The sequence below is a fragment of the Occallatibacter sp. genome, assembly GCF_036502485.1.
Lineage (GTDB): Bacteria > Acidobacteriota > Terriglobia > Terriglobales > Acidobacteriaceae > Telmatobacter.
In genome coordinates this window covers 1-12,110 of record NZ_DASXYM010000018.1, presented here as the reverse complement: position 1 = coordinate 12,110, position 12,110 = coordinate 1, and the positions used below count along the sequence as shown (strand labels likewise).

Annotated in this window: 11 protein-coding genes; 5 read left to right on the top strand and 6 right to left on the bottom strand. The window is 61.6% G+C overall.

Annotated elements, in window-relative coordinates; all coding sequences use genetic code 11:
* Positions 1-64 precede the first annotated feature (64 nt).
* Positions 65-826 carry a hypothetical protein gene (locus VGL22_RS03100; RefSeq protein WP_465265415.1) on the bottom strand — a complete coding sequence of 254 codons (762 nt, stop codon included), beginning with the start codon at positions 824-826 and terminating at the stop codon, positions 65-67.
* Between the two features lie 231 nt (positions 827-1,057).
* Here VGL22_RS03100 and rpmI point away from each other — a divergent pair, with 231 nt between their 5' ends.
* Entirely contained in the window at positions 1,058-1,255 is a 198-nt protein-coding gene (gene rpmI / locus VGL22_RS03095) for a 50S ribosomal protein L35 (protein ID WP_465265414.1), read from the top strand.
* Positions 1,256-1,434: 179 nt separating this feature from the next.
* Complete coding sequence (rplT, locus tag VGL22_RS03090) at positions 1,435-1,806, top strand: 50S ribosomal protein L20 (RefSeq protein WP_465265413.1); 372 nt, start codon at positions 1,435-1,437, stop codon at positions 1,804-1,806.
* A gap of 95 nt (positions 1,807-1,901) precedes the next feature.
* Here rplT and VGL22_RS03085 read toward each other — a convergent pair whose 3' ends face one another.
* From VGL22_RS03085 to VGL22_RS03070, 4 genes are all read right to left on the bottom strand, one after another.
* On the bottom strand, positions 1,902-4,118 hold the full coding sequence (locus VGL22_RS03085) for a diguanylate cyclase domain-containing protein (protein ID WP_465265412.1): 2,217 nt from the start codon (positions 4,116-4,118) through the stop codon (positions 1,902-1,904).
* 326 nt (positions 4,119-4,444) lie between these two features.
* Positions 4,445-5,092: a translation initiation factor IF-3 gene (infC, locus tag VGL22_RS03080; RefSeq protein WP_465265411.1), complete on the bottom strand. Its 648-nt coding sequence runs from the start codon at positions 5,090-5,092 to the stop codon at positions 4,445-4,447.
* A 103-nt stretch (positions 5,093-5,195) separates the two neighbouring features.
* Entirely contained in the window at positions 5,196-5,639 is a 444-nt protein-coding gene (locus VGL22_RS03075) for a hypothetical protein (RefSeq protein ID WP_465265410.1), read from the bottom strand.
* Positions 5,640-6,411: 772 nt separating this feature from the next.
* On the bottom strand, positions 6,412-7,815 hold the full coding sequence (locus tag VGL22_RS03070; RefSeq protein ID WP_465265409.1) for a MiaB/RimO family radical SAM methylthiotransferase: 1,404 nt from the start codon (positions 7,813-7,815) through the stop codon (positions 6,412-6,414).
* Positions 7,816-8,715: 900 nt separating this feature from the next.
* Here VGL22_RS03070 and VGL22_RS03065 point away from each other — a divergent pair.
* Together VGL22_RS03065 and VGL22_RS03060 are read left to right on the top strand one after the other, a co-directional pair.
* Positions 8,716-9,636, top strand: a complete 921-nt coding sequence (locus tag VGL22_RS03065; protein ID WP_465265408.1) for a methyltransferase domain-containing protein — start codon at positions 8,716-8,718, stop codon at positions 9,634-9,636.
* 130 nt (positions 9,637-9,766) lie between these two features.
* Entirely contained in the window at positions 9,767-10,945 is a 1,179-nt protein-coding gene (locus VGL22_RS03060; RefSeq protein WP_465265407.1) for an MFS transporter, read from the top strand.
* 23 nt (positions 10,946-10,968) lie between these two features.
* Here VGL22_RS03060 and VGL22_RS03055 read toward each other — a convergent pair whose 3' ends face one another.
* Positions 10,969-11,595, bottom strand: a complete 627-nt coding sequence (locus VGL22_RS03055; protein WP_465265406.1) for a TetR/AcrR family transcriptional regulator — start codon at positions 11,593-11,595, stop codon at positions 10,969-10,971.
* A gap of 62 nt (positions 11,596-11,657) precedes the next feature.
* On the opposite strand from VGL22_RS03055, the gene VGL22_RS03050 reads away from it, so the two are divergent.
* Positions 11,658-12,110 (top strand): hypothetical protein (locus VGL22_RS03050; protein ID WP_465265405.1); only part of this gene is annotated, 453 nt, incomplete at its 3' end.

Here is a 12,110-nt window from a genome sequence, read left to right as displayed (position 1 = left end):
CCGGTTGAGCCTCGGGGACTGTGCCGGCGATCACAAGACAAGCCGGCGTGCCGACCGGTTGGGTCTAATCCGACAATCTCGAGGCATCTTCCGGCTTTGGCGGCAGGGGCAGGACAATGAAGCCCTCGCGCCATTGACCATCTTCGCGTCGCGGAGGGGTTCCCACGATGCGGGCGCCGTCGTAATTCCGAACTTCCAGTGCGATCCCTGGCAGGCCGCCCACGATGGCCTGGAGCTGATCGTGATTGGGCGGGCGATTGACTTGAAGGGGAACGACCGCGTTCAGCGCGGCGAAGGACGTGGCCAGGTCGCTGACGCGCGCGCGGCGTTTGGAGGCCAGTGCTTTGAGGCCCAGAGCCTTCCAGGCGGCGCAGGGGTAGCTCTCGACGAGCACACGCTCGTGTCCGTGGGTCGGTGCGGCGGTGGTGTCGAGGCGCTTCCAGCCGCGCCGGCACAGGGCGTCATAGACATCGACGCAGAACTCGGCGAAGCCGCGGTAGGTGCTGGGTTTTACCATGCCGGGCGGTCCGGTTTTGGCGGCGGTGTTCAGGATCCGCTCACTGGTTCGGGCATGCGCGTGGCCGTTGGTCCGCGATTTCCAGGCCTGGGGGCCGTCGAGCATCAGGACGCGGATGTTGCGCAGGTTGCAGAAATGATTGAGCCGGCCAGCGAGGATATCCGCTTCGACGGGGCCGGGGCCGTTGCCGCCGTCGTCCCAGGTGAGGATCTCGCAGTGGACGGCGGAAGTGCCGGCGGGTCGATCCAGAACCACCAGGCCGAGGTCCGTCCAGCGGCGAAACGCCAGGTCCACGCTCATGATCGCCATGAGCCCAAGGTACGCCTGTGGCCACGGGCTGGAAAGAGGTGCACGTTGCCGTTGCGGTGCAGTGCGGCCGGATTTGGGACGATGCCGGATTGGGAGCGGGGGTGCTTCTCGTCGGCACGAAACCGCTTCTCACGGTATACTGATCAAAGCGCCCAGCGCGCGGGGAAGTCCCTGTGTACTGCGGCATCTCTGAGGGCGTCTCCAGACGTCACTCGAAAAAGAGAAAGAAAAATGCCCAAGTTGAAGACCCATTCGGGCGCGGCCAAGCGCTTCAAGAAGACCGGCACCGGCAAGATCGTGCGGGGCCACACGAAGACGCGGCACATTCTTTCGTCGAAGTCGCCCAAGCAGAAGCGCAAGCTCGGTAAGAGCGCAATCGTTTCTGACGGCGATCACGCGAAGGTAGCGCGCATGATCCCCTACGCCTGATTGGTGCGTTCGCCCTTAACGGGGCGGCACATCCGGGCCTCTGTGGAGGGGCCCCCGGCAGCCGGTTTTAGAAGGGCCGCCGCGTGATCCAGGCTTGCAGTCGCGAGTGAAGAGGCCGAATCGCATGATTCTCCTGCCTCCAGCCGCGTTAGTCCACTTAACCAAACGGAGAAACACAGATGCCCCGCGTAAAACGCAGTACCAAGCGGAATGACCGCCGCAAAAAGATTCTTAAGCGCGCAAGTGGTTACTTCCTTACGAAGTCGAAGCTGTATCAGGCAGCCCAGGAAGCCGTAGAGCGCGGCCTGAAGTTCGCCTACAAGGGTCGCCGCGAGAAGAAGCGCCAGTTCCGTTCGCTTTGGATCGTCCGCATCTCGGCTGCCGCCAAGCTCAACGGCACCAGCTACTCGCAATTCATCAATGGCCTGAAGAAGGCCGGCATCGAGCTGGACCGCAAGATCCTGTCCGACATCGCCGTGCACGACGCAGCCGGCTTCACCAAGCTGGCCGAGCAGGCCAAGTCCGCGCTGAGCACGACCGCCGTAGCCTAAGCACAATTCAGTCGCATGCAGAACGGCCTGAAGCTCAAGCTTCAGGCCGTTCTGCATTCAGGAATAGAGTGCGGCAGTGTGCGCGGGACGGGCTCTTATACGAGTGTGCCGTGGTCAGACGGCGAGGACATGCTCGCCCGCTGGCGCGCTTTGAGGCGTTTCACGCGGTACATGCTGGCATCGGCGCATTCCAGAAGCGCACCCGCCGTATCGGCGTCCTCGGGATAGAGGGCGCAGCCGATGCTGGCGGTGGCCTGGATTTCGGTTCTATCGAGGCAGAACGGGCTGTCGAAGCAAGCCTGGAGCCGCAAAGCGATCTCGCTGACCTCTTCACGACTGTTCACGTCGTTCACCAGTACCGTGAATTCATCTCCCCCGATGCGGGCAAGAAGATCGTTGGAGCGAAGCTGGTGGCCCAGGCGGAGCGCTGTTTCCTGCAGATACTGGTCTCCGATTTTGTGGCCGAATTGGTCGTTGACCAGCTTGAAATCGTCCAGGTCGATGTAGATGAGCCCGAACCTGCCGCCTGCCTTGCCGTGTTTGTCGACCATCGCTTCCAAGGCGCGATCGAAGGCGAACCGGTTCTGCGCGTTGGTCAGTGAATCGAGTTCCGAGCGGCGCACCAGCTCCGAATATCTTCCGCCTGTCTCGATGGCCAGTGACGAGAGGCGCACCACGTTTTCGAAGGCATCGTGTGCAATGCGATTTATTTTTCCATGGCTCAGGAAGCCGACACAGATCCTGCCCAGGGAGGTTCCCGAACGAGCCGGGATCGATTGCGTGACGATCTGCAGACCGGAGCGGTTTGTAGGCTCGGGGAAGTTGCCGAAGGTTCCTTCCAGTTCGATTTCAGCCCAGCAGAAGTCGGCTTGCAATTTGAACGAGAGGAGCTCGGTAATTTGCACCATGGTTTCAGACAGCGGAATGGCGTTGTTGATGCCGTCGATGACGCGGGTGCGCCAGCGTTCGACAGCGGTGGCGCGCGCGGTGTCCTGCCTGCGGAGCTTACGTTCCAGCAGGACCGCCTTGACCATGAACACGGAGACCAGGATCAGGAGCAGCCCGAGCAACACGGCCAGGTTACGGACGGAGATGATGGATGGTCCGGCCAATACCGCGATGTCCTCCTGGGAGCGAAGCAGCAGATGGAAAGCCACCTGGCCGCGGAACTGATCGCCGCGGTCCAGGACACAGATTCCTGTGACGCGAACGCGGGAGCCCAGGGGCACATCGCGCATGGGGGCGAGGGGGAGGTTCAGGCCGCGCTCCGGATGGCGATAGATGGCGGAGAACACGTGCCCGCCGGAGGCGATGACGTACTGATCCTGGGCGGCCTCGCGCACGCGCATGATCAGCTGCCCTTCCACCGAGACAAGCTCGAAGGGGTGTGTGCCGGATGCCAGCTGGGCGGGATCGAGGTTGGCGACGCTCAGCGCGACGCTGGATTTGACGCTTTCGATCTCTGCCTTTGTGAGCACAACAGAACCATTGCGCACATCGGGAAAGCCGGAGGCGAAGGCGTGATTGCCGACGGCATGCGGCTCTTCGCTGAGGGTGTCGACCCAGAGCGCGCCGGCGCCATCCTGCAGAACCATGGCTGCGCCGGGTTGGTAGTACGTGATGGTGCCTTCGACCCGGACGCGTTCGGTGCGGTCATCGATGTTGAGCTGGCGAAGGATCTCATCGAATTTGCGGATCGCAAGCTGGCGGGGGCTGCGAGGGGCGGGGGCCACGATGCGCAGATCGGAGGGCGACGGCACCTCCAGCAGGACTCCGGTCATCTGGTTCTTGCTGTCGAACCTGCCGGCCACGGCGCCGGTGATCTCAACAGTGCTGTCCAGCAGCGGCAGGAGATCAGTGGCAGTGGCTCCGTTGGCGACTTGTGCCTGAATGGCTCCCCCGGGCATGAGGAGATCGAGCATCAGGCTTTTTCTGGGGCCATCGGTAAACACGTTGGCGGCTCGAACCATGGCGCGCACGGTTGCGAGGCGGCAGTCCAGATCCGCATGGATGAGTTTGTTGAAATCCGCGAAGACCGGTTGCGGGAGGGCGTCGTGCTTCAGGATGGTGACGCGGCTGGCCAGGATCTCCGGACGGAAGCTCGCGCGGGTGGTTCCCTCCACCAAGACGCGGTCGCCGGCGGTGACTTGCGAATCCGTGGTGGTTTCCACGTAGATGGCGGTGTCGCCATCCTGCACGAACAGGTCGATGTTGCCTTTTTCGTAGTAAGTGGCCGAGCCTTCAAAGCGCACAGGGAGGGAGTGGGCAGCGGTTTCATTGGAGATTGCGTGCACGGCAGCGATCGAGGTCAAGGGTTGCTGGGCGCGCGAGGATAGGACAGCGAGTAGACAGAGGCTCGCCAGCCGTACCCCCAGATTGAACCGTGGACGATGCATTCTCGATGAGTGACCCAATACTTCTGACCGCTATGTCACTAATATCGGCCTACTTGCCCGGAACGCAAATGCGACCTGTTGGTGATTACTCACCCGGAAGTTGCACATTGCGGGGAATGCAAGCGGTTCAGGGGAGGGTGGCGAAGTGGTTCGCGGCGGGGTTGGATGTGTCTCGCTTCTCCTGTGGGGCGCAAAAAGCCGCCTGGAGAGGCGGCTTTTTGGATGAGCGTCAGGTGGGCGGACTATTGTGCGGCCGGTGCGGTTTGCTGCGGCGAAGGCGCGGGCGCCTTGGGCTTGGGCTGCTGCTCCTGCTTTTTGCTGGGCGCCAGGATGGCGTGCAGCGTGGTGCCTTCCATGCGGGGCATGAATTCGACCACGCCGGTTTCGCCGATGTCCTGGATGAGGCGATTGATGATGGCGTAGCCGAGTTCGCGGTGCGCCATCTGGCGACCGCGGAAGCGGAGGCTGGCCTTGACCTTATCGCCTTCCTGGAGGAAGCGAACGGCCTGATTCTTTTTGGTTTGGTAATCGTGTTCGTCGACGGTGACCGAGAACTTGACTTCCTTGAGGGTGATGACCTTCTGCTTTTTGCGGGCGGCGCGCTCACTCTTTTCCTTCTCGTAGAGGAAGCGGCCGTAGTCCTGGATACGGCAGACGGGCGGGACGGCATTGGGAGAGACTTCTACGAGATCAAGCCCGCGCTCGCGAGCGATCTTCAGGGCCTCAAAGGGGGGCAAAATGCCAAGTTGTTCGCCGTTTTCGTCGATGACGCGGACTTCGCGCGCGCGGATACGGTCATTGATGCGAATAAAGGACTTGGCTGCACGTTTATCGAAAGCGATGGTACTCCTCCCGGAAGGGTCCGCGCGGCGGGTGTAGCCGGATGGCACAGAAATGCCGCCGTTTTACGGAACGCACCCTGAGTATAACATTGGACCGGTTGCGTTTGCGCCCCGGGCGGCTCCGGGGCGCAGCAAGCAAGACAGAAAGAACCTAGGCAGGCAGGCGATTGGAGATGGATGGGTGAGCCGGAGCGCTGCGAACCGAGCGCTTGCCGATGAAGATCTCGTCCACCACCAGGCGGGCGTTGCCTTCCAGATCGACGAATCCGACGCGGCGTTCCTCGCACATGGCGCGATCCTGCGCGGACATGCGCGGCGTAATCAGGACGGGAGTGGCGTCGCCCTTTTTGCTATCGGCGCTGGTACGCAGCTTTTCGAGGGCCCTCCTTACGCCATCGGGTTCTCGATCGGCGATACTGCAAACCAGTTTGTGGTTGCGGCCGAACACGTCGATATCCGCCAGGATGTCGGTCTTGCGATGGGCCGGCTGGAACTTGATGTCGCGCGTCTTTATGGAGGACACGGAGTGTAAAAGAGCGCCCAGGGCCTCAGCCGCCTTGGCTTCCATTTCGTTGGGTACACGGTGTGTCTTCATTGCCATCTCCTTGGAAGTAGGTGGTTCAGGGGACAGCCTGGCTGCCGTGAAGGGGGAGGCTGATCCCGTGGTGCAATTGGTGCTTGAAGTTGCTAGCTGAGAGCTTTCAACCGCCGGCAAAACGCCCGCGGGACGTACGCTTCAGGCCACTGAACTCAATCGATTTGGTCGGCCTTGCGCCGACGCCAACGATTGCAGGGTGAAGCTATTTGTACCCGATTGCACCAAGTTCAGGGCAATCGGTGCACCCTTCCGTCTTTCCCGAAGTACTTTGAATTTCAGCCATTCGCAAAGCCGCGGATCGTTTATTTCCGGACTGCCGTCCCAGAAGCCAGTCGGCAGGGGGCACTGAATCTGGAGGTCATCCAGCCGCAACTCCACCGCATGCATGCTGCGAGGGAAGTAGCGCCTTGCGTTTGCTGTGCCCACGCGAAGTCCGAAGTTGTTGTTTCCGTTGCTTTGCGTCCTGACGACCATTGACTTACCTCAAATGAGCGACACGCGAGGTCAGTTCGGGGGATTACGGTCGAATCTGGGAAGCGGTAAGATGGCGTACTTTGGATGAATGTTCCGGGGCCCCGTGTAGCTCCGCGTTCCCACACACCAGACTGTTTCAATGCTGCGCCAGTTTTCGGCAGGTGTCAAGTCAGGTCGCGCTAAAGCCATTTACCTGAGCAAGATGCCGAGAAGCAACTTAGGCCCGAACGAAAGATAGGGCGAATAATACAAGTGCATTCTGCCCCAGTGTTGCTTTGATATACGGTGACGGAGGTCACACCTGAATGATTCCGACTACGGCCCCGGCAGCGCTCAGGCCGGTGACCTGTACGGTTACGAAGGAGTTAGCCGCTAAAGACCCTTCCAGTTCAACAGGCAGAAAATTGTCGCTCAGCGCGGTGGTGAGGTTTTTCATCCTTAATGCCTCAGGGGTGTGCAGAGTGATGCACTCCAAGGGCCCGCCCACGAACGAACTGCGATGGGCGCGGGACTTTTCGGAACCGAGAAGGCGCAGAGCGGCCATGCGCTGCTCGACGACGGCGGCAGGCACCGGCGTCCGGCGGTGGAGGTCCCAGCCGGGGGTTCCGGGGCGCGGCGAGAACGGAAACAGGTGCAGGTAGCCGAAGGGGTGGGAGCGGATGAAGTCGGCGGTCTCCTGGAACTCGCCGTCAGTCTCGCCGGGAAAGCCGACCATGACGTCGGCGCCGAGGGTGAGGCCGGGGCCGGCGGCTTGGCGCAGGGCGAGGACCTTCTCGGAGTAGTGCCAGGGGCGGTAGCGGCGGTGCATGCGGCGGAGGACCGAGTCAGAGCCGGACTGGAGCGGAAGATGGGCATGGCGGGCGAGGCGGACGCCGCCGAATTCGCGCAGGAGCGAGATCAGTTGGGCGTCCCAATCCATGGGTTCGATGGAGCTGAGGCGCAGCCGGGGCAGGTCGGTTTCAGCGAAGATGCGACGGACCATTTCCGCCAGCGAGTGGCGGGATTCGGACGGGTGGGGCGGCAGGTCACGTCCCCAGCGTCCGAGATTGATCCCGGAGAGGACCAGTTCGTTGCCTCCTGCGTCGACAAATCCGCGCACCTGCGTGAGGACCTTGTCTTCCGGAAGGCTGCGGGAGTTGCCGCGGGTCTGGGGGATCACGCAGAAGGTGCAGCGGTTGCCGCAGCCCTCCTGAATCTTGAGGTTGGGGCGGGTCTGAGCGCCGGGAGCGAGCTGAGCCTCCTCGAGGAAGGAGTGGGCGAAGTGGTCGTCAGCCCAGATGGGGGCGAGTGCACCGGAAGTGTCCGCCACGTTGCGGATGGGAACGAAGGACTGATGGAGTGCAGGCTGCGGATCACCGGCTGCAAGGCGGGTGACGATCTCAGGGGCGAGAGCCTTGTGGCTGTTGCCGATGACCGCGGCGACGCCGGGCAGTCCGGCGAGTTCTTCCGGAGCGCGCTGGGCATAGCAGCCGGTGACCACGATGCGGGCTTCAGGATTGAGGCGGTGGGCACGTCGAACGTAGGCACGGGCCTCGCGATCGGCCTCCGCGGTGACGCTGCAGGTGTTCACGATGACCACATCGGCTTCAGATGGCTGGCGCAGGGAGTGCCCTGACGCGCGCAATCGCTCGGCGATGGCTTCTCCATCGGCGCGAGCGGCGCGACAGCCGAAGTTTTCGATGTGGAAGGCATTCGGCACAAGTTGATTGTACCGGCGTAGTCAGAGAACATGGGTCAGCTCGCCTGGGGGAGACGTCAGGGATGCCGGAACCGCAGAGGGTTGGGAGAGGCTGACATTCGCTTCGCTGCAGAGGCGGAAGAATTCTTTGCCGCGGCGTCTCGGCCGGCGACTTGGTTGGGTTCTCGGCTAACGTCTGCGGGCTCGTCAAAACGATCTTCTTCCCGCACCCTAAACACGGAGATTGCTGCGAGGGTGGCGGAGATGATCACCAAGGGCGCGGGGACCAGCCAGAACAGGAACCACTTATGCATGAGCCCGAGGCCTGTCGATGACACCAACGAGATGATGAATCCGGCGAAGGCATTCCCTCCGATCCGATCCCACGTGTCATAGCTCTGATCGCTTAACGATTCCAATTCATCCAGCATTCCCATGTCTCCGACGTCGCACGCATTGTGTTGAAGGGTCACCCAGTGGACTCAGAGGACTCCGTTGGGATGAATGGCAGGGCGCCGTGTACCGCGACCGGCCGAGGTGTTGAGAAGCCGTGATGCCCAACGGCAATCGGTTCTCATAGCAAGACACACCGGGGCCGCGGGAGCAAGTCACCTGACGATATTCGCGGAAGCATTTCTTGCGCGCTGTGGCGGCGGTCACATATGCCGGTGACGAAGCGAGAGCCCTTCTTAATGGTGTGCGCGAATGTGGGGGAGCGTGCTGGTCCACTTTGTTTGCGCAGGTTGAGGGATGCTGCGTCACACGGTCCGCATGACCGTTTCCGGTTCCGGTGTGATGACTGTCACGATCATGTGAGGCAGGCCGGAACATAATGCAATTTTGTGAGATTTCCGGAAGCTGGGGACCCCCTGTCCGGAGTAGGACACCGAAACGCAGGCAACACGAGCCGACGCCCTGGTCGTGCCGCTCACAATGTTGCTCGCTGAGTCTTCAACGATCCGGCTATCAACAGGAGCTCAAATAATGCTTCAAAAGACCCTGGCCTCCACTTCGCGGCTCCTGCCGTATAAGGTGCGTCGTGCATGCAACCTCATTGGACTCGACAGCTCAGTGAAGTTTGGAACCGATTCTGTTTATCACCAGAAGTATGACGAGGAGAGCCTGCGCGAAAAGCGATTTTTCAATTTCGGCGCGGGAGGATTCAAGCATCATTTCTGGTCGAACATCGAAGCGGCAAATTCGTACGATGACGTGTTCGCCAAGCAGGTCGATGTGGAATTTGATTTCACGTCCAGGGACAGGCTGCCGGTAGACGACAACTGCGCCGAGATTTGTTATACGAGCCATGTGGTCGAGCACCTGCGTGACCGTCATGTGGAGCATATCTTCGGGGAGGCCTGCCGGATTCTGAAGCCGGGCGGCATATTTCGCGTTACTTGTCCGAGTGTGACGCTAGCATGTCTGGCGGTTGAAACCGGCGATCTGGAGTTCTTCAAGGCACTTATCGGCACCCAGAGACTCTCTACCGATCTGACTGTGGATGTCGGGCTCGCGTTCTATATCTCACGTCAGCTCGTTTTGCCGGAGATCGGCCGCTCGCAATGGGATCTGCCGGGCTTCATGGAATTGAGGAAGGAAAGAGGCAGAAACGGCGCCCTGGATTATCTTTGCAGTTTGAGCTGGGACGAATATCAGAAGACCAACCCGGTTCACATCAACTGGTGGGATGAAGAGAAGATGGTGCGCATGCTGCAGCGGGCCGGGTTCTCCCAGGTGTATGTCTCGGCTTACGGACAGAGCAGCGCGCTGGTGATGCGGGACACGAACCTGTTCGACAATACGCACCCGCAGATTTCTCTGTTTGTCGAGGCACAGAAGTAGGTGTCTTCGGGGTGCGGGGATGGTTGAAGTGTGATGGGTTCAGGATCGTCGAGCGATATACTGGACCTTGAGAGTCGCTCATCCTCCAATTACGTCTCCTGACGGAGACTCTCCTCGTTCAGCCATGTCTGTGAGCCATGCAAAGGCAGCCGAGCGCGCCAGCACGCGGCGGATCATCGGGTACGTTTATTTCACCTTTGTGGTCTATCTGGCCATTGGGCTGCCGCTGGCGATCCTGCCGGCGTATGTGCACTTCCGGCTGGGGTTCAGCGCGGCGCTGGCCGGGCTTGTGATCAGCATCCAGTACATTGCCACGTTTCTGAGCCGCCCATGGGCAGGGCATATTTCGGATCACCAGGGAGCGAAGGTCTCGGTGATCTGGGGCATGAGCATGTGTACGGCTTCCGGGGCGTTCCTGCTGGCAGCGACGCTGCTGCACGGGATGCATTGGATAAGCATGACCGCGCTGGTGCTGAGCCGGCTGGCGCTGGGCGTGGGCGAGAGCCTGGGCTCAACGGGCGCAACTCTCTGGGGCATTACCGCGGTGGGGCAGGAGCATACCGCCAAGGTGATCTCCTATAACGGGATCTGCACCTATGGGGCGACCGCGCTGGGAGCGCCGCTGGGCGTACTGCTGGAGAACCACTTCGGGCTGGGAGCTATCGGGATCCTCACTTTGGCGCTGTGCGTGGCGAGCGTGTTTCTGGCCATGGGGAAGAAGCCGATGGCGGTGATCCATGGGGAACATCTGCCGTTTGCGAGCGTGCTGGGGAGAGTGGCTCCGCACGGGGCAGCACTGGCGTTGAGCGGGCTGGGATACAGCGTGCTGGCGACGTTTGTGACGCTTTTCTATGTGAGCCGCCACTGGGAAGGCGCGGCGCTCTGCCTGACGGTGTTTGGGTTTGCGTTTATCGCCTCAAGGCTGGCGTTCATTCATACCATCGACCGGTTTGGCGGATTCGCGGTAGCCATTGTGTGTCTGGTGGTGGAGTCCGTTGGCGTATTCCTGCTGTGGCGGGCGCAGTCCGCGGACATGGCGCTGACGGCCGCGGCGGTGACGGGATTTGGATTCGCGCTGGTGTTTCCGGCACTTGGCGTGGAGGCGGTGGAGCGCGTTCCGGAGAAGAACCGCGGCACGGCGCTGGGGGTGTACACGGGATTCTCGGATGTGTCGTTTTTCCTGGTGGGGCCGACGGCCGGCGCGGTGATCGGAACGTGGGGATATGCGAGCGCGTTCCTGTTCGCGTTTGCGAGCGTGGTGGCGGCGCTGGGGATTACGGTGGGGCTGGCGAGGGCGGCACGGGGCTGACGTTCAGTGACCCGGCGGCGGGGTCAGGCCAGTTCGCCGATTCCCGATCCCGCCAGGCGCGCGAACCGGATCTGCATTTCAGCGGGCGATTCCGGGGTCTTGGACTGCAGTGCGTGAAGGGTTACAGCCAGAAGCGTGGAGACGACAAAGCGGGTGACGAGTTCGAGCGGAAGCCGGCGGTCGATTGAGTCACGGAAGCCGGCGACGACCTCAACGCGCTCCTGCAGGGCTACCCGCACGACGCGGGCGCCCGAGCCTTCGCCGCCCGACATGATGTTGCGAAACAGCTGCGGGGCGCTGAGCACATGATCGAACAGAGCGGTGCAATCCAGCAGGTAAGGCTTTTCAGGGCAGGCCTTGAGAACGGGCAGGATGATGCGCGTCAATTGCGAACGGAGCAACTGGTCTTTTGACTCGTAGTGTGCGTAGAACGTGGCTCGACCCACGCCGGCCTTGAGCGCAATGTCGCGCACGGTGATGGTGCGGTAAGCGTGTTTAAAGAGCAGTTGCACAAAGGCGTGGTCGATGACAGCGCGGGTACGCTGAATACGAGCATCGACGGGCGCGGCGGCACTGGCGGCAGCGCTCGCATGAGGGTTGGGGCGCTCATCTCCTGCATGTTCCGAGACAGCTTGCGATTTGTGTTTCATAAGTCCGTGCGCGCGCGGAATTGGGTTGAGCGGAGCGATTCGGCTCGTTGATGATCGGGGGCATGAGCTCTTTAGAGACGCCGCGCCGCTCGGCAGGCCCTTACGTGGTCCTGCTGTTTCCGCTGCTTTTCATCCTCGTGTTCGTGATGCATTTTCGGCATCCCGGCGATTTTTTTCACTTCAAGCTGCATTATGTACCGCGCGACCCTGCGACGGTGGTGGCGGCGCTGGTGCATGCGCAGAACCACTGGCCAATGTTCTCTGATCCTCACATGATCGGCTACCTGGGCCTGCCTCTGCTTCTGGTATGCGCGTTTGCGCTGTACCGCATCTCGCGCGTGCCGCGGCCACGGCTGAGCGCTTTGACGTTGTTCGTCACGGCTGCGGGGACGATCTACTTAGGGGGCGTGTTCGGGATGTGGACGGCGTTCTATCGGGGGCTGGGAGGCGTGGACCCGAGCCAGCTTGAAGGCGCTATCGCGACCTTCCGCGCCATGACGGCGCCGCAGGGTCCG